This is a genomic window from Flavobacterium sp. WC2416 (assembly GCF_041200095.1).
Classification (GTDB): Bacteria; Bacteroidota; Bacteroidia; order Flavobacteriales; family Flavobacteriaceae; genus Flavobacterium.
In genome coordinates, this window is the sequence record NZ_CP165626.1 from 2989387 (window position 1) to 3013980 (window position 24594).

At 34.9% G+C, this 24594-nt stretch carries 20 protein-coding genes and 1 tRNA gene; 9 read left to right on the forward strand and 12 right to left on the reverse strand.

What is annotated here, in order from left to right; translation table 11 throughout:
- Positions 1-47 precede the first annotated feature (47 nt).
- The 7 genes from AB3G39_RS12535 to rocD form a co-directional block, all read right to left on the reverse strand.
- Positions 48-284, reverse strand: a complete 237-nt coding sequence (locus AB3G39_RS12535; protein WP_367768849.1) for a MoaD/ThiS family protein — start codon at positions 282-284, stop codon at positions 48-50.
- Positions 281-1078: a uroporphyrinogen-III C-methyltransferase gene (gene cobA, locus AB3G39_RS12540; RefSeq protein ID WP_369765384.1), complete on the reverse strand. Its 798-nt coding sequence runs from the start codon at positions 1076-1078 to the stop codon at positions 281-283. Before cobA ends, AB3G39_RS12535 begins: the two co-directional genes overlap by 4 nt.
- A 6-nt stretch (positions 1079-1084) precedes the next feature.
- Positions 1085-1657, reverse strand: a complete 573-nt coding sequence (locus AB3G39_RS12545; protein ID WP_369765385.1) for a molybdenum cofactor guanylyltransferase — start codon at positions 1655-1657, stop codon at positions 1085-1087.
- Between the two features lie 317 nt (positions 1658-1974).
- Positions 1975-2721 (reverse strand): sulfite exporter TauE/SafE family protein, encoded by a 747-nt coding sequence (locus AB3G39_RS12550; protein ID WP_369765386.1) that lies wholly within the window; start codon positions 2719-2721, stop codon positions 1975-1977.
- Between the two features lie 8 nt (positions 2722-2729).
- Positions 2730-3902, reverse strand: a complete 1173-nt coding sequence (gene glp, locus AB3G39_RS12555) for a gephyrin-like molybdotransferase Glp (RefSeq protein ID WP_369765387.1) — start codon at positions 3900-3902, stop codon at positions 2730-2732.
- Positions 3903-4318: 416 nt separating this feature from the next.
- Positions 4319-5281 (reverse strand): arginase, encoded by a 963-nt coding sequence (locus tag AB3G39_RS12560; RefSeq protein WP_367752284.1) that lies wholly within the window; start codon positions 5279-5281, stop codon positions 4319-4321.
- A gap of 10 nt (positions 5282-5291) precedes the next feature.
- Entirely contained in the window at positions 5292-6542 is a 1251-nt protein-coding gene (gene rocD, locus AB3G39_RS12565) for an ornithine--oxo-acid transaminase (RefSeq protein ID WP_367768840.1), read from the reverse strand.
- A gap of 226 nt (positions 6543-6768) precedes the next feature.
- Between rocD and AB3G39_RS12570 the strand changes: the two genes are divergently transcribed.
- From AB3G39_RS12570 to AB3G39_RS12580, 3 genes are all read left to right on the forward strand, one after another.
- Positions 6769-7221, forward strand: coding sequence for an Lrp/AsnC family transcriptional regulator (locus tag AB3G39_RS12570; protein WP_367752280.1), 453 nt, complete (start codon positions 6769-6771; stop codon positions 7219-7221).
- A 96-nt stretch (positions 7222-7317) separates the two neighbouring features.
- Positions 7318-8091, forward strand: coding sequence for a dienelactone hydrolase family protein (locus AB3G39_RS12575; RefSeq protein ID WP_369753525.1), 774 nt, complete (start codon positions 7318-7320; stop codon positions 8089-8091).
- Between the two features lie 20 nt (positions 8092-8111).
- Positions 8112-9128 carry a M28 family peptidase gene (locus AB3G39_RS12580; RefSeq protein WP_369753524.1) on the forward strand — a complete coding sequence of 339 codons (1017 nt, stop codon included), beginning with the start codon at positions 8112-8114 and terminating at the stop codon, positions 9126-9128.
- A 147-nt stretch (positions 9129-9275) separates the two neighbouring features.
- Here AB3G39_RS12580 and AB3G39_RS12585 read toward each other — a convergent pair.
- From AB3G39_RS12585 to AB3G39_RS12600, 4 genes are all read right to left on the reverse strand, one after another.
- A tRNA-His gene (locus tag AB3G39_RS12585) sits at positions 9276-9351 on the reverse strand.
- 74 nt (positions 9352-9425) lie between these two features.
- Positions 9426-10142 (reverse strand): bacillithiol biosynthesis deacetylase BshB1, encoded by a 717-nt coding sequence (gene bshB1 / locus AB3G39_RS12590; RefSeq protein ID WP_369765388.1) that lies wholly within the window; start codon positions 10140-10142, stop codon positions 9426-9428.
- A gap of 55 nt (positions 10143-10197) precedes the next feature.
- The gene (locus tag AB3G39_RS12595; RefSeq protein WP_369753522.1) at positions 10198-11283 is read right to left on the reverse strand and encodes an isochorismate synthase; all 1086 of its coding nucleotides are present in this window, start codon (positions 11281-11283) and stop codon (positions 10198-10200) included.
- Positions 11283-11720 (reverse strand): PaaI family thioesterase, encoded by a 438-nt coding sequence (locus tag AB3G39_RS12600; protein WP_367752270.1) that lies wholly within the window; start codon positions 11718-11720, stop codon positions 11283-11285. The genes AB3G39_RS12595 and AB3G39_RS12600 overlap by 1 nt, the downstream gene beginning before the upstream one ends.
- Before the next feature lie 137 nt (positions 11721-11857).
- Here AB3G39_RS12600 and AB3G39_RS12605 point away from each other — a divergent pair, with 137 nt between their 5' ends.
- The 3 genes from AB3G39_RS12605 to AB3G39_RS12615 all read left to right on the forward strand — a co-directional run bounded on the left by AB3G39_RS12605 (position 11858) and on the right by AB3G39_RS12615 (position 20663).
- Complete coding sequence (locus AB3G39_RS12605) at positions 11858-13372, forward strand: hypothetical protein (RefSeq protein ID WP_369765389.1); 1515 nt, start codon at positions 11858-11860, stop codon at positions 13370-13372.
- A 140-nt stretch (positions 13373-13512) separates the two neighbouring features.
- Entirely contained in the window at positions 13513-17166 is a 3654-nt protein-coding gene (gene purL / locus AB3G39_RS12610) for a phosphoribosylformylglycinamidine synthase (RefSeq protein ID WP_369765390.1), read from the forward strand.
- Between the two features lie 221 nt (positions 17167-17387).
- On the forward strand, positions 17388-20663 hold the full coding sequence (locus AB3G39_RS12615; RefSeq protein WP_369765391.1) for a T9SS type B sorting domain-containing protein: 3276 nt from the start codon (positions 17388-17390) through the stop codon (positions 20661-20663).
- A 249-nt stretch (positions 20664-20912) separates the two neighbouring features.
- Here AB3G39_RS12615 and AB3G39_RS12620 read toward each other — a convergent pair whose 3' ends face one another.
- Positions 20913-21740 carry an alpha/beta hydrolase family protein gene (locus tag AB3G39_RS12620; protein WP_369765392.1) on the reverse strand — a complete coding sequence of 276 codons (828 nt, stop codon included), beginning with the start codon at positions 21738-21740 and terminating at the stop codon, positions 20913-20915.
- A gap of 380 nt (positions 21741-22120) precedes the next feature.
- Here AB3G39_RS12620 and AB3G39_RS12625 point away from each other — a divergent pair, with 380 nt between their 5' ends.
- From AB3G39_RS12625 to AB3G39_RS12635, 3 genes are all read left to right on the forward strand, one after another.
- On the forward strand, positions 22121-22441 hold the full coding sequence (locus AB3G39_RS12625; RefSeq protein ID WP_367768815.1) for a GYD domain-containing protein: 321 nt from the start codon (positions 22121-22123) through the stop codon (positions 22439-22441).
- 283 nt (positions 22442-22724) lie between these two features.
- A complete protein-coding gene (locus tag AB3G39_RS12630; protein WP_367752258.1) occupies positions 22725-23237 on the forward strand; it encodes a hypothetical protein in 513 nt (170 codons plus the stop codon).
- Positions 23238-23387: 150 nt separating this feature from the next.
- Positions 23388-24578 carry an NAD(P)/FAD-dependent oxidoreductase gene (locus AB3G39_RS12635; RefSeq protein ID WP_367768812.1) on the forward strand — a complete coding sequence of 397 codons (1191 nt, stop codon included), beginning with the start codon at positions 23388-23390 and terminating at the stop codon, positions 24576-24578.
- The last annotated feature ends 16 nt before the right edge of the window (positions 24579-24594 follow it).

Sequence of the window (24594 nt, forward strand, 5' to 3'; positions counted from 1 at the left end):
AAATAAGTACTGATATTTCCTTTTTTTTCAAATCTAAAATCAATTCATCAACCACCCGCAAAAGGAGGCAATAAAGCAACAATATCATTGCTTTCTAAAAGATACGATTGGGTATCTTGAATTATTTTTTGGTTCACTGCAATGCTATAAGAAAGCGTGCTCAATTCGTGTTTTTGATCTAATGTGTTTATTACATCCTGCAACGATTGATTCGAAAAAGAAAGTGCTTCTCCTTCGGTTTTTGCTTTCTCGGCAATGGCACCAAAATATTTTATCGTAATCATGCTATTTCATTTAAATTTTGCAAAATGAACTCGTCTTCCATCTCTTCTTCTTTAACAAAGGAAGTCAATTTTGACGTATGTCCCACCACTTCTCCAATGATAATTATCGCTGGCGAAGCCAATTCTTGTTCTTTAACTAATTCCAAAATAGAGCTTATTTTTCCGCTTACTTTTTTTTGTGAAGCGGTAGTTCCGTTTTGAATAATAGCAATAGGCAAATCATCGGTTCTATTCTTTTGGTATAAAGTTACAATTTCATTTAGTTTATGCATCCCCATCAAGATAACAACTGTAGCAGACGATTGAGAAGCCAAGCTCACATCCTTAGACAACTTATGATCGGATGTTGTTCCTGTAATTACCCAAAAACTTTCGGATACTTTACGTTGCGTTAAACTAATTCCATTAGAAGCAGGCACACCCAATGCGGATGAAATTCCAGGTATAATAGCCGTTGCTAAACCAAATTGCTGTGCGTATTCTATTTCTTCACTTCCTCTTCCAAAAACGAATGGATCGCCCCCTTTCAAGCGCACTACATGTCCGTGTTTTTTCGCCATGACAACAATCAGGTCGTTGATTTGATCTTGACTGTACGCATGACAACCAAAACGCTTGCCTACAAAAACAGCTTCAGCTTGCGGAGCATAACTTAATAATTCTTCGTTCACCAGCGCATCATACAAAACTACATCGGCAGTTTCTAATGCTTTTAAGGCTTTTATTGTAATCAAATCTACATCTCCAGGCCCAGCCCCTACGATGGTTAACTTTGGTGTATGTACTTTTTTCATTTTGCTCTAGGATAAATTGGTATTCAGTTCATTTAATTCGGCAATCGTATTTATATTTCGAAATTGATTGCTTTTATCATCGCCCACTTTAATAATTTGAGCGTCTACATTGTGTATCATTTCCATCATTCTTAAATTAGAATTGACAATAGCGTCTTTTAAAATTGGTAGTACTTTTTTACAATAAATCCCTATCAAAGGATGAATGCGCTCCCTGTCGGCAAATACTGTAACTGTTGCATTCTCTTGGTGTTTTTCCAGCAACTCTAGTAACAACTCAGTTGAAATTAAAGGAACATCACAGCTAACTATCAAATTTAATTCGGAACTAGAATGTGTCAAAGCCGAATAAATTCCGCCAATTGGCCCTTTGTCCAATTCAATATCTTTTATTTTTTTATACTCCAAATAATCATAATCAGCAGTATTGGTAATCAATTGTATCTCGGTTGCAATGGGCAAGACCGCTTTTATAATGTGCTCAATAAAAGGGATCCCTTGATAAAGTGCCAATCCTTTTTCGGACTGCATTCGGCTACTTTTGCCACCACAAAGAATTGATACCGCAATTGTTTTCATTTTTTAAATATTCACTTTAACTTTTTTTATTTCTATTCTTATTCTTTATTCTCTTTAACTATTTTTTATTTCTATTCTTATTCTTTATTCCATAGTTTATAGATATTCAAACCTTCTATTCTCTTGTCTCTTTCATCTTGCCTCTTTCATCTTGTCTCTTTCATCTTGTCTCTTTCATCTTGTCTCTTTCATCTTGCCTCTTTCATCTTGTCTCTTTCATCTTGTTTCTTTCATCTTGTCTCTTTCTTCTTGTCTCTTTCCTCTTGTTTCTTGCCTCTTTCATCTTGTTTCTTTCATCTTGTTTCTTTCATATTATCTCACGGAAAAATCAACTTCACACTTGCTAACAAAATCACAGTACCTAAAACATATTTCAACGTTTTATTCGAAAAATACCCACTTCCATAATAGGCCCCTAAGATTCCGCCAAGAATAGCTACGGGAACAAAGTAAAAACTTTCAACAGGAAACGATTTTCCTCCAAAAACATATCCTGAAATCCCCGCCAAGGAATTTACAAAAATGAACAAACTAGATATCGCTGCCGCTTCTTTTATCGTTGCCCATCCTAGTAATAAAAGAATCGGACTTAAAATAATTCCGCCCCCTATCCCCAACATTCCTGATAATAGTCCGATTGTGGCTCCAAAAGCCAAAGCCAATGGAATATTTATTGCAGTTAGTTCTTTTTCTTTCGAAGAGAAAAACCCTAATAATCGAAAGGCAGCAAAAACAAGTACAACTCCCAATATCACTTTATAAATGGCACTGTCTAATGTTATATAACCTCCCAAAAATGCGGCAGGAACGGATGCTATCGCAAAAGGATAAAAGAGTTTAGGTCGAAAGAAATCCATTTTATAATAAAATAAAAACGATATACTAGAAACAAATAAATTCAACAGCAAAGCCGATGGTTTCATCACCACAATAGGTACTGCAAAAAGAGCCATTAGTGCCAAATAACCCGATGCTCCACCATGACCCACACTAGAATATAGAAAGGCAATAACCGCAAGAGCGATACAAAATAAAAGTAAATGATCTGTTGCTATTAAATCCATTTCTTAAATTAATTAAAGGGAATAATTTGTACTTCTTGATTTTCTTGAATATCCACCACCGTATGCGGCACATAAATAAAACAATTGGCAACCGCAAAAGTGTTCAACATCGCTGAACTCTGACTTTCTAAAACAGTCACACAATCATCATCATAAAATCCTTTTAAAAATAATGTCTTGCCTGTATTATTCTGAAAATTGGTCGTTATTTTTCGGTTCATTTTTGGCAAATGAATATCCGTGAATCCCAAACGCTTTTTTAACGCTGGTAACGCATACACATAAAAACAAGTTAAAGAAGAAGCAGGATTTCCCGGCAAGGCAAAAACTAATTTTTCTTCTTTTTTACCAAAAAACAAAGGTTTTCCCGGTTTTTGATTTATTTTATAAAACAACTCCTCTACTCCATTTTGCAACAGAGCTTCTTTGACAAAATCATAATCTCCAACGGATATTCCACCAGAAATAAGAATCACATCAAAATGAGCCAAACAACTTTCGACCATTTTTGACGTCGCCTTTAAATTGTCTTTTACTCTAAAAATGGTTGTTTTCTTTATTCCAACTTCTTTTAATGCTGCTTCTAGCATCACCGAATTACTTTCGTATATTTTTCCTTTAGGTAATTTCTTACCCACTTTTACCAGTTCATTACCTGTGACCAAAATCGCTATTTTTGGTTTCGAATACACTTTGATTTCCGAAATGCCCAAGCAAGCAAAAAAACCAATTGCAGCAGGTGTTATAATTGTATTTTTATCTAAAACTAATTTCCCCTTTTCTATTTGTTCCCCCTTATTTCTAACATTTGAGAAGGGAACTGGTAATTTGTCAATATGGATTGAATCTTTAGTTGCAGTGGTATGCTCTTGCATTACCACCGTATTAGCATCATCCGGAACATAAGCTCCCGTAAATATTCTAATTGCTTCGTTTAGTCCTAGTTTTAAATTAGAATAATCTCCTGCTTGCGAACTACTAACCACAGAAAATGTCGACAATTCACTATGTACAAACGCATATCCATCCATTGCCGATTGTCGGAAGGGCGGCATATCTATAGGAGAATAAATGGCTTCCGCCAAAATAAACCCTAGTGACTTACCCACTTTAATTTTCTTGACAGGCATTTTACTACTGTTCTCTGCTATAATCGACAAGGCGTGATCTACTTGAATCATAAAAACTAAATTTTAAAAACTACGTAAAAATACTTACTACAAATATATATAAATCTGTTAAGCTAAAATAGGAATTAACTTTTAAATACAGCGAAATGAATTAAGAGCAATTTATATCGTTTAAATTACGAAAAAGGGAATATAGTGCTCTTGATGCTGGCAAATCTTTAATAAAGAAAAATGAATACTATTAGAAACAAATAATTAGCGAATCCATGGCTAAAAGTTAAAAGCCACCTTTTTTACAGTTTTTCATTTAACTATATAAAGAAGCGGTAAATTAATGACCAACAAATAATTTGCAGTAAAACTCATAATACCAATAAATTAATTTACGAATCCGTGGCTAAAGAGCATAAAAAATCCCCAAAATCTACAACTAGACTTTGGGGATTTATATATTTATAATTAAAAATTTATGCAATCCACAAATCAATTGTTTCTGTGACTTGTTCTAATACTTCAAATGCAGTCTCCGCCATTTTATTTCCTTTGGTATCCAATAAAGGATTTACCTCAACGACTTCTAAACAAACGACTTTTTTACTTTTCACAATTTGATTGATGATTTCAATCACTTCATATTGATCAAAACCTTTAGATACTGGAGTTCCTGTACCATAAGAAATCATATCACAGTCCATGGAATCCACATCAAAAGAAATGTAAATCATGTCACAATTAGCTAATTTAGCCAAGGCTTCTTTTACACAAGTTTGCAAACCTCTGTAACGCACTTCAGCAACCATATAGTTCCTAATTTTCAACTTCTCTATTTGTTTTTCCTCTGCTTCTTCGGTATCGCGAACACCAAAATAGATAAGGTTCCCTGCATCAATTTTAGCACCAGGGCAACCAATATTTTTCATGTCCTCCCAATGTTTTTTGGTTTCCGAAGAAATCTCATTGATTTGACAATCTAAATTATCATCTGAAAGTGCAGCAGACAAAGGCATTCCATGAATATTTCCTGAAGGAGAAGTATAGGGAGAATGCAAGTCGGCATGCGCATCAATCCAAATAACACCTATCGTTTTTTTAGGATAAACCGCTTTAATACCACTTATTGTACCTAGTGCCGAGGAGTGATCTCCAGACAAAACGATGGGGAAATAATTGGCTTCTAAATTATGTTTTACAGCATAACTCACCCTCGTGCATTGTTCTACAACATGCTCGATTCTTTTGGCAAAATCATTTTTATTCTTATCGTAAATACTCTCATTGTGAGTCTTAACATCTTCAAAAGGAAACCGATTAAAATAATCACTATTTTTATTGATAGCAGCAATTTCAATGGCATCCACTCCTAAGTCAGAGCCACGAGTTCCAGCTCCAATATCAGAACGATTTTTAATTAATTTTATAGCTCTTTCCATTATAGTTAGATTATCTGAAATCGTTTAATGCTTGTTCGATAATAGCAAGACACTCATGAATTTGTGATTCGGTGATCACTAATGGCGGTGCCAATCTAATTTTGTTACCATGTGTTGGCTTAGCCAATAAACCATAATCTCTAAATTTCAAGCAAATTTGCCAAGCTAAATCTGATTCTTCATCACAATCAATCACAATAGCATTTAGCAATCCCTTACCACGAACCAATGTAATCAATGGGTTTCTAGCAGCAATTTCATTCAAACCAGTTCTTAAAAGAATTCCTAAAAAGGCAGCATTTTGTGCCAAGTTTTCTTCACGTACCACTTCAAGAGCAGCAATAGCAACAGCAGCTGCAACTGGATTACCACCAAAAGTAGATCCATGTTGACCTGGTTTAATTACATTCATTATTTCATTATTAGCCAAAACAGCAGATACTGGATAAACACCTCCAGAAATTGCTTTTCCTAAAATAAGAATATCTGGTTGTACGTCTTCATGGTTCACAGCAAGTAACCTTCCAGTACGTGCAATTCCTGTTTGCACCTCATCCGCAATAAACAATACATTATGCGCTTCACAAAGTGCTTTGGCTTTTGCCAAATAACCATCTGTTGGTACATAAACACCCGCTTCTCCTTGAATCGGCTCAACTAAGAATCCAGCAATATTAGTACTTGATTTTAATGCTTTTTCTAATGCATCAGTATCATCATATGGTATTTTTATAAATCCTGCTGTAAAAGGACCAAAATTCTTACGTGCTCCTTCATCATTAGAGAAAGAAATAATGGTAGTAGTTCTTCCGTGGAAATTGTTTTCACAAACAATAATTTGTGCTTGATTTTCTGGAATTCCTTTTACTTCATATGCCCATTTTCTACATAATTTCAAAGCCGTTTCTACCGCTTCGGCTCCCGTATTCATTGGTAACACTTTGTCAAAACCAAAGTATTTAGTTATATATTCTTCATAAACTCCCAATTGATCATTATGAAAAGCACGTGAAGTCAACGTCAATGTTTGCGCTTGTTTCACCATAGCTCCCACAATTTTCGGATGACAATGCCCTTGATTTACTGCTGAATAAGCAGATAAAAAATCAAAATATTTTTTTCCATCTACATCCCAAACAAAAACGCCTTCTCCTCTGTCAAGAACAACTGGTAAAGGGTGATAATTATGAGCCCCGTATTTATTTTCTTTTTCTATTAATGCTTCCGATTTTGAAGAAAGTGTTTGATTCGTTTGTTCCATGATGTCTTTTTTTTGCGTTCTTAAAGCACAAATCTACAAATATTTTTTTTATTAAACAATAATAAAAACGTAAATTTGACTTAATATATAGGTATTAAAGTTAATTTTAATTAATAATGATATTAAAAAAGTCATTATAACAAATCTACATTTATTGATTTATAAAAAATAATAACTACATTTAGACCCATAAAAATACGCATTTATAATCAAAAAAATAAATTCCATGGATGTATTAGATGAATTCGACATAAAAATCATCAAAGAGTTAGAAAAAGATGGGCGAATGGCCTATTCTGCAATTGCTACAGCTTTAAAAATCTCAAATACAATGGTTCATCAGCGCATCAACCGTTTATTCGATCAAGGGATAATAACCGGAATCAAACCCATCATAAACGAAAAAAAAATTGGTTACGATTGGGGTGCATTCACCGGAATCACACTAAATAAAGACGAGGATTCCAGCAGAGTTATTGAAGAGTTAAAAAAAATACCTGAAGTAACTGAATGTTATTACATTACTGGTTCTTTTACTTTATACATAAAAATGATTGCTACTGATCATGAACACATGAGAAAATTACTGTATGAAAAAATCGACACCATTCAAGGAATTGCAAAAACAGATTCCATGATAGAACTGGGTTGTGCATTCAAAAGAAACATAAGCCTTTAATCATAATAAAAATAGATTGCCCTAAAAGTTGAAAATGAGTTCCTAATTTAAAAAAATAACAAATAAATTCAGATATTTGTGTAAAATATAACAACTATGAAAAATATAAAGTTTTTAGTTTTAGGAATCTTAATTTATTCTAATGGTGCTTTTGCCCAGTTAAAAGCAGTGACTTATAAAGATGGAGCACAAATTTTAAATGGTTTTGAAATCGCACCTTCAAAAAAAAGCATTCAAAAACCAGGAATTCTGATTCTTCCCGCTTGGAAAGGAATCGATAAAGCATCCAAAGACATCGCCACTAGTTTAGGAAGCTTAGGGTACTATGCCTTTATTGCTGATATCTATGGAGAAGGAAATTATCCTAAAGACAATGCTGAAGCGGGAAAAAGTGCCGGTTATTACAAAACCAACTACACCGAATACCAAAAAAGAATTTCATTGGCCTTAAACCAACTTATTAAAGCGGGTGCAAACCCAGATAATATAGTAGTTATAGGATATTGTTTTGGTGGTACAGGTGCATTGGAAGCGGCTCGCGGACATATCAATGTAAAAGGTGTCGTGTCTTTCCACGGCGGATTAGCTAAAGACGCAGCTAGACCTACTGAGCCTATTACTGCCAAAGTTTTAGTTTGTCATGGTGCAGATGATCCTTATGAATCTGCAGCAGAAATTACTGCATTCCAACAAGAAATGCGTGATACGAAAGCTGACTGGCAAATGATTTATTATGCTAATGCTGTGCACGGTTTTACCAATCCTGAATATGGAAATGATAATTCTAAAGGAGCAGCTTACAATGAAAAAGCGGCCAAACGTTCTTTCGAACATTTGAAACTTTTCCTAAACGAAGTCCTAAAAAAATAATAACAACCAATATTTCATAAATGAAAAAAGTAATTTCTTTTTTTGCATTAGCTGTAGCATTCTCATGCTCCAGTGCAAAAACAGCTGTTGAACAAGACAACAGCAACCCTACAAAATACATGAATACTATTACGGCATCTGAATTAAAAACACATCTTTACATCGTAGCTGCCGATTCAATGGAAGGACGAGAAACGGGGTCTACAGGACAAAAGAAAGCCGGTCAATACCTAATCAGTCAATACAAAAAAAATAACATTTCTTTCCCCAAAGGTGCAACTAGCTTTTTTCAAAATGTACCTGCTGAAGCCTTAAACAAAAGATACGGTGACAAATTAAACAGTTCTGAAAATATCTGGGCTTTTATCGAAGGTTCTGAGAAACCAGACGAGGTGATTGTAGTCTCAGCACATTACGACCACGTAGGGGTTAAAAATGGTGATGTGTACAATGGTGCCGACGATGATGGCTCTGGAACAGTTGCCTTATTAGAAATCGCACAAGCATTCGAAATAGCCAAAAAAGAAGGACACGGACCTAAGCGATCTATTCTGTTTTTTCATGCAACTGGTGAAGAGCACGGATTACTAGGTTCCAGTTATTATTCTGAACATCCTTTATTCCCTTTTGAGAACACGATTACCGATATTAATATTGATATGATTGGACGTCGTGATGTTGAACATGCAAACACAAATAACTATGTCTATTTAATAGGTGCAGATCGTTTATCAAGTGATTTGGATGCCATTTGTACTTTGGCAAACGCTAAATACACTAAAATGGATATCGATTACAAATACAATGATCTTGCTGATCCAAATCATTTCTACGAGCGCTCAGATCATTATAACTTTGCTAAACATGGCATTCCATCTGTATTTATTTTCAATGGTGTTCATGCTGATTACCATAAAAAAACAGATACTCCTGACAAGATTGAATACGATGCTTTAGCCAAAAGAGCCCAACTGGCATTTACTATCGCTTGGGATCTTGCAAATCGTGAAAACCGACCTGTTGTAGATAAAAAATAAGTAGTACCTATCCTCGCTTATACTAGCGTTACAGTGAGCTAAGTACTTGTGCTAAATAGAAAAGAGCTTTGAAGAAATTCAAAGCTCTTTTTCGTTGCCTTTATTCCACAAAAAAAGCCTTGAATTTCTTCAAGGCTTTTGCTTTCTGGGTGGGAGACGGGGCTCGAACCCGCGACCCTCGGTACCACAAACCGATGCTCTAACCAACTGAGCTACAACCACCATTTGCTTAGCGGTGGCAAATATACAACTAAAGTTTACTTCTGCAAAAGTTTTTTTTAAAAATTTACAGCAAATTTACTTCAAATCTCCTAAGCTATTGACTGCCAAATATCTTTCTACAGTAAAACCTTCAGCATGATCTACCCCTGCAAGTCTCCCTAAATCTCTAGAGCGGTAATTCAAGCTTTCTAAGAAGTTTTTGGACGTAATTGGAGATTCGGGTTCATTAGAATCTGGATCATAAAATTGGGAACGGTACGCTAAAATGGATTCGATTTTTTTATCGGTAAATCCAGTTATGTCCACTACAAAGTCAGGCTCGATATTTTTCCATTGAATATAATGATAGACTAACTTAGGTCTCCAAGCTGTTTGCTTTTCGTTATCAATAACTGTTTCTATCTTCATAAGTCCCGATAAAAAACAAGCATCAGAAACCAGCTTACTTCCTTTTCCATGGTCGATGTGGCGATCATCAATCGCATTACACAATACAATTTCTGGTTTGTACTTGCGAATCATTTTTATGATTTCTAATTGATGCTTTTCATCATTGACAAAAAAACCATCACGCATTTCAAGATTTTCACGAACTGAAACTCCTAAAATTTTTCTGGCGGCATTCGCTTCACTATCTCTAATTTCCGCAGAACCTCTGGTCCCTAATTCTCCTCTTGTCAAATCAATTATCCCAACTGTTTTCCCTAAGGAAATTTCTTTTAATATCGTTCCTGCACAACCCAATTCAACATCATCTGGATGCGCTCCAAAAGCTAATATATCTAGTTTCATTTTTTTTTGTTTAAAGTTTCTTTTGTTTCAGGTTTAAAGTTTCCCATAAACCCTTCTAATTTCTAATCAACACTTTCTTCATCGTCATTGATTTATTGATACTTTCATTCCATTCCTTCTCAGGCACGCTATCTTTTGTGATACCGCAACCCATATACAAATAAGCCCTAGTCTCTTTTTTCTTTGAATCCACTTCTACTTGCATACATCGCAAATTAACAAATAAATCGGTGCTTCCCGAATCAGTAGCAAAACTACAATTCAATTCTCCCAAATATCCTGTATAAAAATCCCTATCATAGTTTTCATTTTCCAAAATAAAGGCTTTTGCTTTTTCTTTGGGCAAACCACAAACTGCCGGTGTAGGATGCAGTAAACAAACCACTTGCTGCAAACTAAAATCAGCATTCAATACGCCTGAAATATCTGTTTTTATATGCCAGATGCTTCCCGCTTTTATACTATAAGGTTTCGAAACTATAACTTCTGTAGCCACATTTTCTAATTTATTAACGATATAATCGGTCACAATTTGTTGTTCTTCCTTTTCTTTATTCTCCCATACAATCTCAGCCAAACCCATGTCTTTTTGAGTACCTGCCAAAGCGATCGTCTCAAAACTTTTTTTATTGGCTTTCAATAATTGTTCGGGGGTAGCACCAAGCCACATGCCTACTTTTGGATGGTAAAAACAATACACAAAAGTAGAAGGATATAGCTGCACTAAATTTTCGAAAACAGTTTCAAATTGAAAATCGTCTAGCTCCAGAATCTCTTTTCGAGACAAAACCACTTTTTTAAATTCATCCCTTTCTATAGCTTGGATTCCTTTGCATACTACCTTTTCAAAGTTATTTTTAGCTTCTTCATCCACATTATTACCTATAACTTCAGCAACAATCGCTCTTTTTTTCTCCCAAATAACACTTTCTCTTTTGGACTGATTTTCTGGAATCAAATAGTTTTGATTGCCTTCAAAAGAAGCAAAAACGAATCCCTTTTCGTTAAAATCATTGAGGTTATACAAATCATCATTTTGCTGAAAAAGCCCAATTACGGTATCTGAATTGGGTTTGCAATAGAGTACAAAAGGTAGTTTTTGTGTGAATTGACGCTTGGCTTTATCTAAAATTAATTCCATTATTTACCTTCCATTTTTCTTTTTGGCAAAATCATATTTGTCAATTTACAAAGCGAAATCAAGTTATCACTTTCGTCTGTAATGCGTATTTCCCAAAGATGAATACTACGTCCCTTATGAACTATTTTTGCAGTTGCCGTCACCATTCCGTCTCGTTTTGCTTTCAAATGATTGGCGGAAATTTCTATTCCGCGCACTTCGCTTACATCAGCATTTACGTATAACATCGAAGCAGCACTTCCCACACTTTCAGCCAATGCCACTGATGCTCCACCATGTAACAATCCCATTGGTTGGTGTACTGATGGATTTACTGGCATTGTGGCAACTAGATAATCTTCACCAGCATCTGTATAAGTGATATTTAAAGTGCTCATCAAAGTGTTTTCGGAAATTTGATTGCAATAATTTAGGATTTTATCTTTATCGAAGGTCATATTTTTAGCTTTAAAATGTAAAATTAAATAAAAGATGACTCATAAAATAACAAATGCAGTTGTTATTCTAAATTCAAATTTGAAAAAGCCACAACATACAAATAAGATTTTCCCTATTTTTACAAAAATTAATCACAATGCGTCCCATCAAATTCTTGTTTTTTATTGGAATACTCATCTCCATCTGTTCCTGTCAATCCGATTTTGAGACCGTTCTAAGTACAGGAGATTTAGCATTTTCAAAGGACACCATTTATCTGGATACCGTTTTTACAAACATTGGTTCTAGTACCTACCGACTTAAAGTATACAACCACAGCAAAAACGATATTAATATTCCTACCATACAACTAGGCAAAGGCCTAAACTCAAAATACCGCTTGACCGTCGATGGAATGCAAGGAAATGATGGTAAACTATTTTCTAATGTGACCCTTTTAGCCAAAGACAGTTTATATATTTTTATCGAAACAACAGCTGCAATTGCTGATGCGAATCCAACTGATTTTTTATACACCGATCAAATTCAATTTGACAGTGGCGAAAATGCACAAAAAGTAGCACTCGTTACGCTAATCCAAGATGCGGTTTTTCTATATCCCAAACGTCTTGCTGATGGAACTACCGAAACACTGCCTATAGGAGATCAACAAATAGAAGGGTTTTACCTCGAGGAAAACAATCCTATAAACGGAAATGAACTCATTTTTACCAATAAAAAGCCCTACGTTATTTATGGTTATGCAGCCGTTCCAACTGGTAAAACCGCCGTTTTTGATGCGGGAAGCAGGGTTTATTTTCATGCTAATTCTGGTTTAATAGTCGCCAACAATGCTTCGATTAATATTAACGGAGGAAAATCGACTACGGCCAACTTAGAAAAAGAAGTGGTATTTGAAGGCGACCGATTGGAACCCCAATATGATGATGTACCTGGTCAATGGGGTACTATTTGGCTCAGTAGTGGAAGCACAAACAATCTGATAAACCATTTAACCATTAAAAATGCTACGATTGGATTACTGATACAAAACAATGATGGAACAACTACTTCTATCAAAAATACCCAAATTTACGACTCCTCTACCTATGGTATTTTGGCACAAACAGGGAAAATAGTAGGTGAAAATATAGTGATCAACTCAGCTGGTTTAGCTAGTTTGGCCTGCTCCTATGGTGGAGATTATAAATTTACACATTCCACATTTAACAACAATTGGAATAGTTCCTCTCAGCTGGCAGTCACAATAGACAATTCTATTTCGGGAGCAACGCCAGAAACGAAAGACCTCACCCAAGCCACTTTTAACAACTGTATCATCTATGGTTCTTATACTAATGAAATCGCTATAAATAAAAGCGGTACAGGAACATTTGAGTATCAATTCAATAATTGCTTAGTAAAATTTGACAGTTCTAATACCAATTCACTTTACCACTTTGCAACCGATCCTGTGCATTACAATGGAATTATTTTGAATCAAAGTCCAAAGTTTTTCAATGTTAATCTTAACAAACTCAATATTGACGAATCTTCTAGCGCTTTCGCAAAAGGGAATTCGGCCTATTTGATTCCGCTGGATATCATTGGAAATACAAGAACTACTCCGCCAGATTTAGGTGCTTTTCAATCTATGTCTTTTCCTAAATAAAAGGTTATTTAGAAATTTAAAACAATAGATTTTAGGCATTTTATGAATTGTGGTATTTTATGAAATACTTTGTATTTCACATTTGCTCTTACTACTTTTTTAAACTAAATTTGCACCGTAATACAACAAACTACACAACAATGATCCATTTCTTTGAAAACCAAAGCAAAACTGTTTTTGCAGTACAAACTCAAAACGAAATTTCGGCTCAAGACATTTCAAAATTAAACTGGCTTTTTGCCAATTCAAATAAAATAGAAAAATCCGTATTGACGGATTTTTTTGTTGGTCCACGCGCCACTATGATTACGCCTTGGAGCACTAATGCAGTAGAAATTACTCAAAATATGGGTGTTTCTGGAATCATTAGAATTGAAGAATTTCATCATGCTACGTCTGATTTTTCTGATTTTGATCCTATGCTTTCGCAAAAATACGCCGAGTTAAATCAAGCTATTTTTACGATCAATATCGAGCCAGAAGCAATTTTAGACATTGACGATATTGCGGCTTACAACCAGTCTGAAGGTTTGGCTTTAAGTCCAGAAGAAGTAGAATATTTGGACAATCTAGCTATTAAAATAGGTAGAAAATTAACCGATTCTGAAGTTTTTGCTTTCTCACAAGCCAATTCAGAGCACTGCCGTCACAAAATTTTCAACGGGACTTTTGTAATTGATGGTGAAGAAATGCCTTCTTCTTTATTTAAATTAATCAAGAAAACATCTCAAGAAAACCCGAACGATATCGTTTCGGCTTATAAAGATAATGTGGCTTTTGTAAAAGGACCACGTGTACAACAGTTTGCGCCAAAAAGCGCTGACAAACCTGATTTCTACGAACTAAAAGACTTTGATTCGGTTATCTCCTTAAAAGCAGAAACGCATAATTTCCCAACTACAGTAGAGCCTTTCAATGGAGCGGCGACTGGTGCAGGTGGAGAAATTCGCGACCGTTTAGCAGGTGGACAAGGTTCGTTGCCATTAGCAGGTACTGCCGTTTACATGACTTCATATTCACGTTTGGAAGAAAACAGACCTTGGGAAAACGCCATGACCGAAAGAAAATGGTTGTACCAAACGCCAATGGATATTTTAATAAAAGCCTCAAACGGAGCATCTGATTTTGGAAACAAATTCGGACAACCGTTAATTACTGGTTCTATCCTTACTTTCGAACACGAAGAAGACGCTCGTAAATTAGGTTTCGACAAAGTGATCATGCAAGCCGGTGGAATTGGTTACGGAAAACTGGATCAAGCCATCAAGAAAAAGCCACAACCGGGAGACAAAATTGTTATCCTAGGAGGTGAAAATTATAGAATCGGAATGGGTGGAGCAGCAGTTTCTTCTGCTGATACCGGTGCTTTTAGTTCAGGAATTGAATTGAATGCCATCCAACGTTCGAACCCAGAAATGCAAAAACGTGCTGCTAATGCCATTCGTGGATTAGTAGAAAGCGATATCAACCCTATTGTTTCTATTCACGATCACGGAGCAGGTGGACACTTAAACTGCCTTTCGGAATTAGTGGAAGAAACTGGAGGATTAATTGATTTAGATAAATTACCTGTAGGTGACCCTACCCTTTCGGCAAAGGAAATCATTGGTAACGAGTCTCAAGAAAGAATGGGATTAGTTATTGCTAAAGAAAACATTGACATCTTACAACGCATTGCTGACAGAGAGCGTTCTCCAATGTACCAAGTAGGTGATGTAACGGGGGATCATCGTTTTACTTTCGAATCAAAAACTACGGGTGCTAAACCTATGGATTATGCTTTGGAAGACTTCTTTGGTAGTTCTCCAAAAGTAGTGATGACGGATAAAAACATCGACAGAAACTATACTGATTTAGAATACAGCATTAAAAATATCTCCACTTATTTAGAGCAAGTATTGCAATTAGAAGCAGTAGCTTGTAAAGACTGGTTGACTAACAAAGTAGACCGTTGTGTAGGTGGAAAAGTAGCCAAACAACAAACTGCTGGACCCTTGCAATTGCCATTGAATAACTGTGGTGTAATGGCATTAGATTATAACGGAAAAGAAGGAGTTGCGACTTCAATAGGACATTCACCAGTTGCGGCATTAATCGATCCTGTTGCAGGAAGTAGAACAGCAATTGCGGAGGCTTTGTCTAACATTGTTTGGGCTCCTATAAAAGATGGTTTAGATGGAATTTCCCTTTCGGCTAACTGGATGTGGGCTTGTAAAAACGAAGGGGAAGACGCTCGTTTGTACGCGGCTGTAAAAAGTTGTTCGGATTTTGCAATTGAATTAGGCGTGAATATTCCAACAGGAAAAGATTCACTTTCTATGAAACAACGTTATCCAAACGAAGAAGTGATTGCACCGGGAACGGTAATTATTTCAGCAGGTGGAAATTGTACTGACATTAGAAAAGTAGTAGAGCCTGTTTTACAAAGAGACGGTGGTTCTATTTATTATATCAATTTATCACAAGACGAATTTAAATTAGGTGGTTCATCGCTAGCACAAACATTGAACACTATTGGAAAAGACGCACCAACGATTAAAGATGCTGCTTTTTTCAAAAATGCCTTCAATACGATGCAAGAATTAATTCTTGACAATCAAATTTTGGCTGGACATGACATCGGAAGTGGTGGTTTGATTACTACTTTACTAGAAATGTGTTTTGCCGATGTGAATTTAGGTGCTAAAATTGACTTCTCTGTTTTCGAAGAAAAAGACATCATCAAGTACCTTTTTGCGGAGAATATTGGTCTTGTATTCCAAGCCAAAGACGATGCTACTTTAGAAAATAAATTAAATGCTAATGGAGTTGCTTTCTATAAATTAGGAACAGTAACTGCAGAGGAAACGTTGGACTTTGGTCCATGTGGATTAAGCATTCCAAAATACAGAGACATTTGGTTTAAAACTTCGTTTTTATTAGACCAAAAACAATCGAAGAACGGAACGGCTCAAGCGCGTTTCGATAACTATAAGAACCAAGCGTTACAGTTTACCTTCCCTGTTCATTTTACCGGAAAGAAACCAGTAATCGATGATTCAAAACCACGTCCAAAAGCGGCTATTATCCGTGAAAAAGGAAGTAACTCAGAGCGTGAGGTAGCCAATGCAATGTACCTTGCCGGTTTTGATGTAAAAGACGTTCACATGACCGATTTGATTTCGGGACGTGAAACGCTAGAAGACATTCAATTTATAGGCGCCGTGGGTGGTTTTTCAAACTCGGATGTTTTAGGTTCAGCCAAAGGTTGGGCAGGAGCATTTTTATACAATGAGAAAGCAAATACAGCCTTGAAAAACTTCTTCAAAAGAGAAGACACTTTATCCGTTGGAATTTGTAATGGTTGCCAGTTGTTTATGGAATTAGAAGTAATTAATCCAGAGCATGAAGTGCATGGAAAAATGCTTCATAACGACAGTCATAAACACGAAAGTATTTTTACATCCGTAACGGTTCAAGAAAACAAATCAGTGATGTTGTCTACCCTTGCTGGAGCAACACTTGGAGTTTGGGTTTCACATGGAGAAGGAAAATTCAACTTACCATTATCCGAAGACCAATATCAAATCGTGGGTAAATACGGATACGAAGGATATCCATCGAATCCAAATGGATCTGATTACAATACCGCTATGCTATGTGACACAACTGGTCGTCACCTTGTGATGATGCCACATATTGAGCGTTCTAACTTTCAATGGAACTGGGCAAATTATCCAGCAGGTAGAAACGATGAAGTTTCTCCTTGGCATGAAGCGTTTGTCAATGCAAGATTGTGGATTGAGAAAAAATAATCTTTTGATTAATTATATAGAAAGCGTTCCTGAAAAGGAGCGCTTTTTTTATGAACAAATTTAAAAGTTATTTTGATAATTTGTAATAAAAATATTATTTATATATTTACTTTAAATACGCTAATTATCAAAGAAGATCTACTCAATTATGGTTGTAAACACTCTATAAAATAATTAATATATACTAATTATAGACAAGCTAAAAAACAACAAAAATAGGAATGACAATAATTCACATAAAAACATTTAATACTGTAGCTTTACTTCTACTTTTTTTGTCTTTTCAATCTATTGAAGCCCAAATAAAATTAACTAATAATATTGGAACAACACTTGTTAAGACAGATATGTATTCTTGTGATAGAGATGAGAGTTGGTCACGAGTATTTACACTATCTGATTTTGGAATAGCGGCAAATGAGCAATTTATGATTAAATCATTACAAGTTGGACTAAGTAAATCTGATATTGGATCTACTTTACAATGTATTGTTTACAGTCTGGATGAAGATTTTCCCAATTATTCCTATTCTATTTATCCTACCACGATACTTGGAAGACGTGGTATTGCACAATCGCCATTAATTACTGGTGCTCCTGAAATTGTTGAAGTAAATTTTGATGAACCCATTATTGTTCCTGCCGGAGTTAAAAGAATTATGGTCTCAGTAGAAAAGTATAAAGACATTTATAATCCAGCTACAGGAGCTGTCTATATAGCTGGTACTGAAAAAGACACTGGCGAATCCTGGTATTTTGGATGTGATCCAAATCATGGTTTAGCACCAACTACTGATTTAACCATTCCCGTTCCAAATGCGAATTTTTACATCAATGTAACAGGAGAAGTTTTTAATGTTAAAAGTTCAGGTTCAATCACGAGGCTTTCTCATAACGTATGTGATGATCTAGTTGAAACTGATATCTATTCTTGTAACTCAACTTATATATATTGGGCACGGGCTTTTACTTTAAAAGATTTTGGTATATCGAATAATGAAGAATTCGTAATTAAATCAGGGCAAGTTGGAATTAATAAAACGGGCTGGCTAGCAAATGTTTCATTTAATATTTATAAAATAGATGATTCTTTCCCTGCTTCTTTTTCTGAAGCAGATTTGATAGGAAGTAGTCAATCTCAAGCCCTTGATCCTTACATACCGCGTAATTCTCAAATTATACAAGTAGATTTTGATACACCAATTGTTATTCCAAAAGATGTAGAACGGATTTTGGTTGAAGTTAAAAAAGGAATTGAATATGGAGATGGTGTAGCTTTTATTGCAGGATCTGCACAAGATAATGATGTATCATGGCAAAGAGGTTGTTCTTCTTTATCTGGAGCTGGAGATAAATATGTTTCTACTGCTGACTTCGGATTTCCAAAAGCTAACTTTTACATAAACGTCACTGGAAATGTAAATCATGTTACGAATAATTTTGAAATGAATTTCTCAAATATTTGCTCGGAATTTTTAAAGGAATTCAGTGTTGATGATCAGTCTAAAATTGCGTCAATTAGTTGGGATTTTGGAGATCCTGCTTCAGGAATTAATAATACCTCTATAGACTTATCTCCTTTTCATGATTTTTCCACTGATGGAAAATATACTATTACCGCGACAGTTATTGGTAAAGACGGAACAGTGGAAGTTTTAACGGAAATAATTGATGCTAAAGAACCTCCAAAAGCATATGGAATTAATAATATCTATGCCTGTGAGGAAAGCAATAACCTTGGATTTTCAACTTCTTTTGATACTTCGCTAGTTACGCAGCAAGTTTTAGGAGGACAAATTGATAAAGTTGTTACTTTCATAGATGGCAAAGGTACTAAATACAATACACTACCAAATCCATTTACAAACACCACTAAAAATAGAGAAACAATAACAGTAAGAGTATCTCATAAAGACAACTTTTGTTGCTACTCTGAAACCACTTTCGATTTAATTGTAAATCCATTACCAGATTTATCAGAAGCTTTAAACTTAATTGTGTGTGATAATGACACTGATGGTCTTGCTACATTTAATTTACAACAATTAAAGAATTCTATTATAGGAACTGCTACCAATATAAAAGTTGAATTTTATCATGAAAATGGTCAGCAAATACAATCTCCTTTAAATGCAATTAGTAATTTAATTGCTAATGAGGAATCCATAAAAGTAAAAGCAATTAATACCGATACGAATTGCTATAATGAATCTACCTTTAATTTAATTGTAAACCCATTACCAATAGCAAATTCATTAAAAGAAATAACTGGATGTGATGATAATAATGACGGCATTTCAGAATATTTTGATACTTCAAATATAGAATCAACTGTTTTAGGAAATCAAACTGGAATGAAAGTAACTTATTTTGATACTAATGGAAATCAACTTCCAAGTCCATTAGTAAATCCATTTACTAACAGTAAACCAAATCAAGAAACTATAACGGTAAGAGTCACAAATCCTCAAACAAATTGTTATTCAGAGACATTTTTAAATTTAATCACTTCAACTAAACCAACTATTATTCAACCTAATACTTTATACGCTTGCGATGAAGGTAACGGTTTTTCACATTTTGACACTTCAACAATTGAAAGTGAACTCATAGGAAATCAACCTAATTTACTTATATCCTATTTAGATGAAAATGGAAATAAATTACCAAGCCCATTACCTATAGATTATAAAAATACTGTTCCATGGTCTCAAACTATTACTGCTAGAATTGAGAATCAATTAAATTCATTATGCTTTTCAGAAACAAATTTTAAATTTGTTGTAAATGAGTTACCACAAATAAATTTAGAAAAAGAATATTTTTTATGTGATTTAGAACCGTCATTAAAGATAACAACTGATTTAAATTTCGATTCTTGGGAATGGAGTTTTCAAGATAACTCTATAATTTCTAATTCCTTTGAGGCTAATCTAGTAGAAGCTGGAAAATATACTTTACGAGTTTCTAAAATAAGTAATGGAATATCTTGTGAAAATTCATTTTCGTTTAATCTAATTCGTTCCATTTTACCAAAAATTACCGAAATTAAAATTCAAGATCTTTCAGATAAGAATTTTATCGAAATAATAACTTCTACAAATGGTGACTTTGAATATGCAATTGATGGAAATAATTTTCAAGACAGCAACACTTTTCATAACATATCAGGAGGAGTATATGTAGTAAAAGTTAGAGATAAACAAGGTTGTGGTGTTGATGAACGAGAAGCTATACTAGTAGATTATCCAAAATTTTTCACTCCAAACAATGATGGATATAATGATTATTGGAGTATATTAGGAATTGAAAAATTCCCTAATTCAATTACAAGTATTTTTGATCGATACGGAAAATTACTAAAGAGGCTACAATATAGTGATATGGGATGGGACGGCACTTTCAATGGAGAAAATTTGATTGCTTCAGATTATTGGTTTACAGTTGAATTGGGAAATGGCAGGAATTTTAAAGGCCATTTTTCACTAAAAAGATAATCTGTTTTAAAAAAGCCAGTTTATTAGCTTACTCAATTAATCTATCGTTCGATTGAATCGAATAATTACTTCAATTAAACAACAAAACAGAGCGTTGCAACGCAGATAATTTACCAACAGCACAGTTTCATATACTGTGTATAATTCATCTACTTGACTACATAAATCTAAGGTGTTTGGAGCTACTTGATGTGATACCTCCTTCTTTTGAATGACAAGTTTGCTTGTAAAACCTCTTATTCAAAACCATCACACTGATTCAAAGAATTTTGCGATTTGACTCAGGGCATTTTGTAAATCAGTAGGTAAATTGATACTTGTATATGGATGCGAAGCACCAAAAACATGATTGGTATCTTCAATAATGGAGACGGTACAATTGGGCAGGTTTTTTACCAAATTAGTTTCTGTTACAGGAACCGCTTCGTCTTTTACACCATGGACAAATAAAAATTTTCGCTTATCCCCTTTCAGCAAATTTCGGAGATCCAGTTTCTCTTTTATTTTCTGTGTGTTTTCAACCAATTGATAATACAGTGGCATTTTTTGTTTTGTTCTTCCGTTAACGACAAATTTTACACCGTTTTCTTTCCACAGCTTATCATTCTTCTTTCCATAGCGCGCTACTGGGTCGAGCACTGCTGCTAAGGTGGCACAAGAAACAATTTCAGGATGGGATAAAGTATAAGCCAAAGCCGTTGCTCCACCTTTAGAATGACCAATCAAAAACAGTTTATCAAAATCGATGCTATCTGCAAAACTTTCCTTTTTTAGATGGACTAACAAAGACCCAATATCTTCGAGTTCTTTTTCGAAGTTATTAGTCCCAAAAGCTTCTAAATCCACAAAATCCAAAGGATGAGCAGGAGATGTTCCATTATGAGAAAAATTCAATTTTACAAATTGAAATTCCTTTTGCAAAAAGTAATCCGCCATCAAGTTGAATGCGCCCCAATCTTTAAATCCATTGAATCCATGGCAAAACACAATCAGAGGTCGCTTTTGGTTTGGTGTATATTGAATATCGTAGCCCGCTAATTTACCTTCGGCGCCTGTATATGTCCCTTCCTGTTTCATAAGTCAATCCTTTTATAAAAGTAGCATATGGTTCGAAATTTTTTGATAGAAAGCCACAAAGATACTACAATCAAGTACTAGGATTTTATATTCAGTATCAAGAAAACCAATATACTAACCGAACTACAATCACATCTTAAACTATTTATAATTTCGTAGAAGTTACCGTTTTTTTATCGTATTTTAGTATATAGCAAGATATTGATTATCAACAACTTAAAAACACAAAAAGACACAGTTCCGCTATAAACAAGATTAAAAAACACACCTCAAATCATTTTATTATGCTAGTTAAAATAAAAAAAGTGGAGTCCAGAAACCGCTAAAAAACGGGGCGGAACCGAAAAGCCAAATGAGTAGGAAGACTAAAATACAATAAAATGAAAAAGATTTTAATTAAAGCATCTTATACTTCAGCAGGAGTCAAAGGATTACTCAAGGTAGGTGGTACCAATAGAAAGCAAGTCATTGAAAAAATGATTACTGACTTAGGAGGAAAAATGGAAGCCTTTTATTTTGCCTTTGGCGACACGGATGTTTATGTAATTGCAGACATGCCTGATACCACGGTTGCTACTGCAGTTTCATTAAATATAAACTCTTCTGGATTGGTATCTACTTCCACTACAATTCTGATTACTCCAGAAGAAGTGGATAAAGCAACAAAAATATCTGTGAGCTATATTTCTCCTGGTACCTGATATTCACATTAATTTTTCCGAATTTTAAAAAGTATCCCTCTGGTTCTCATTTGCAATGAGGACCAGCTTCCTTTTGAAAAGAGGGTGTGGCGCTCGTAAACCGATTTGTTAAAAAAGTATTGTATTGAATCCGGCTTCTCTTAAGCCATTTGGAAATTTTGTGGAATTACCGTTTTTTATCGTATTTTCGTTTAACCAAAAAACACTCCTCTTTGTAAGGCCAAAAGCGGATAGTGGTTCGGTATCGTTGATAGTTACATACTCTAGAAACTTAATAAACATTATGGAAAAATATTTGCGTCAATTAATTTCAATAGTTTTTGAAGATCAAAAAGAAATCTTTACTGGTTTTTTAATTGACTGGACTGAAGATTGGATACTGCTCAAGAACAATCCTTTTGATTTTATAATTGATGGGTACACGATTTTGAAAAATAAAAACGTCAAGTCCATTATTCAAGATGAGGATTATGAATTCACAGAAAGGGTAATTAAGCTTAAAGGTTTAAAAACAAGTGCTGAGGAAATAATTCCACTTAATGACTTACCTTCAATTATAAATTATCTAGCAATTAAGCACGAGATTTTCCAAATTTCAAAAAAATCTAATAAAGCAGTTTATCTAGGTAAACTTATTGAAATAGACGAAAAAGAACTGATCATCGATTTTTTGGGAACTGAAGGGAAATTTGACGGTGAAATGAGTTTTAAGCTAAACAAAATAAGAGTTATAGAATTTGACACTGATTATATTAACTCTTTGAAATTGATTGTCAATGAAGAAAAGAAAAAGTAACTAAAGTAGTGCAGGTGTAGCATACAATTCTGAATTAACTGTACTACATACAAACGAAATCGCACTAGTTTAATTCCCGTTTTTGTTTGGCTGTAACTAATAAAAAAAGGAAAACGCCTTTAATCCTTTCACAAAGAGTATTTTTGCAGGGTGAAGAAATCAGTCTCAATTATTGGAGGAGGACCCGCCGCATTTTTACTCGCCGCATTCCTCGATCCCCAGAAATTCAATGTTACCATTTACGAGAAAAACAAAACCCTTGGAAGAAAATTTCTTGTAGCTGGAAAAGGCGGATTTAACCTTACCCATTCGGAACCCATTGCGCAACTGGTTGAACGCTACACCCCATCCCATTTTATAGAGGAAGCCCTACTCGATTTTGACAATGCCGATTTTCAAAAATGGATCGATCTTATGGGAATTCCCACCTACATTGGGAGCAGCAAACGCGTATATCCTGAAAGCGGAATTAAACCAATTGCCGTACTTAATGCCATTATGGATGTCCTCAATAAACGAGGCGTTGCCATTCAGTATCAACAAAATTGGACGGGCTGGAATACCAACCACGATCTTGTTTTCAATGTTGACACAGCAGTCCAGTCTGAGCATTCCGTTTTTGCAATGGGTGGTGGCAGCTGGAAAATAACTGGATCTGATGGCATCTGGCTGGATTTATTCCATAAAAAAGACGTTGAAGTTGTCCCTTTTAAAGCCTCCAATTGTGCGTACCAAGTCAACTGGAATTTCGATTTCATCACTGCCTTTGAAGGGCATCCCCTTAAAAATATAGCTATTAGCTGTGGCGATAAACGTCAAAAAGGTGAAATGGTAATTACCCGTTTCGGTTTAGAGGGCAATGCCATTTATGCAATCAGTCCGCAAATTCGCAATGAGCTTAATAATCAGCAAAAGGCTACTGTATTTCTGGATTTAAAACCAACATTAACTTATGATGAAGTGCTTCAGAAGATCAAAAAATCAACCTTAAAAAAGACGAGCCAAAAATTACAAAAAGAGCTCAAATTGAACCCTGCACAAATTGGGCTGTTGAAAATCTATTTGTCAAAAGAAACCTACCTGAATCCAGAACTTTTGGCACAAAACATCAAAAAACTTCCTATAGAAATCACTGGTTCTGCCCTATTGGACGAAGCCATTTCTACCACGGGTGGCATTAAATTGAATGCCTTAGATGAAAATTTTCAATTGAAAATGATGAAAAATCATTATTGCATTGGAGAAATGCTAGACTTGGATGCTCCTACTGGAGGCTATCTCCTTCAATCTTGTTTTAGCATGGGTGTACATCTTGCCCGTCACCTCAATGCTATTCCTTAATTTCAATACATTTATA

Excerpts from the sequence above, each read along its gene's own strand:
- AB3G39_RS12600 (WP_367752270.1), bottom strand. The coding sequence starts at position 11,720 with ATGACCTTCGATAAAGATAAAATCCTAAATTATTGCAATCAAATTTCC.
- rocD (WP_367768840.1), bottom strand. The coding sequence starts at position 6,542 with ATGGAACAAACGAATCAAACACTTTCTTCAAAATCGGAAGCATTAATA.
- AB3G39_RS12545 (WP_369765385.1), bottom strand. The coding sequence starts at position 1,657 with ATGAAAACAATTGCGGTATCAATTCTTTGTGGTGGCAAAAGTAGCCGA.
- bshB1 (WP_369765388.1), bottom strand. The coding sequence starts at position 10,142 with ATGAAACTAGATATATTAGCTTTTGGAGCGCATCCAGATGATGTTGAA.
- AB3G39_RS12575 (WP_369753525.1), top strand. The coding sequence starts at position 7,318 with ATGAAAAATATAAAGTTTTTAGTTTTAGGAATCTTAATTTATTCTAAT.
- glp (WP_369765387.1), bottom strand. The coding sequence starts at position 3,902 with ATGATTCAAGTAGATCACGCCTTGTCGATTATAGCAGAGAACAGTAGT.
- purL (WP_369765390.1), top strand. The coding sequence starts at position 13,513 with ATGATCCATTTCTTTGAAAACCAAAGCAAAACTGTTTTTGCAGTACAA.
- AB3G39_RS12620 (WP_369765392.1), bottom strand. The coding sequence starts at position 21,740 with ATGAAACAGGAAGGGACATATACAGGCGCCGAAGGTAAATTAGCGGGC.
- AB3G39_RS12595 (WP_369753522.1), bottom strand. The coding sequence starts at position 11,283 with ATGGAATTAATTTTAGATAAAGCCAAGCGTCAATTCACACAAAAACTA.
- AB3G39_RS12625 (WP_367768815.1), top strand. The coding sequence starts at position 22,121 with ATGAAAAAGATTTTAATTAAAGCATCTTATACTTCAGCAGGAGTCAAA.
- AB3G39_RS12535 (WP_367768849.1), bottom strand. The coding sequence starts at position 284 with ATGATTACGATAAAATATTTTGGTGCCATTGCCGAGAAAGCAAAAACC.
- AB3G39_RS12550 (WP_369765386.1), bottom strand. The coding sequence starts at position 2,721 with ATGGATTTAATAGCAACAGATCATTTACTTTTATTTTGTATCGCTCTT.
- AB3G39_RS12615 (WP_369765391.1), top strand. The coding sequence starts at position 17,388 with ATGACAATAATTCACATAAAAACATTTAATACTGTAGCTTTACTTCTA.
- AB3G39_RS12580 (WP_369753524.1), top strand. The coding sequence starts at position 8,112 with ATGAAAAAAGTAATTTCTTTTTTTGCATTAGCTGTAGCATTCTCATGC.
- AB3G39_RS12560 (WP_367752284.1), bottom strand. The coding sequence starts at position 5,281 with ATGGAAAGAGCTATAAAATTAATTAAAAATCGTTCTGATATTGGAGCT.
- cobA (WP_369765384.1), bottom strand. The coding sequence starts at position 1,078 with ATGAAAAAAGTACATACACCAAAGTTAACCATCGTAGGGGCTGGGCCT.
- AB3G39_RS12605 (WP_369765389.1), top strand. The coding sequence starts at position 11,858 with ATGCGTCCCATCAAATTCTTGTTTTTTATTGGAATACTCATCTCCATC.
- AB3G39_RS12570 (WP_367752280.1), top strand. The coding sequence starts at position 6,769 with ATGGATGTATTAGATGAATTCGACATAAAAATCATCAAAGAGTTAGAA.
- AB3G39_RS12630 (WP_367752258.1), top strand. The coding sequence starts at position 22,725 with ATGGAAAAATATTTGCGTCAATTAATTTCAATAGTTTTTGAAGATCAA.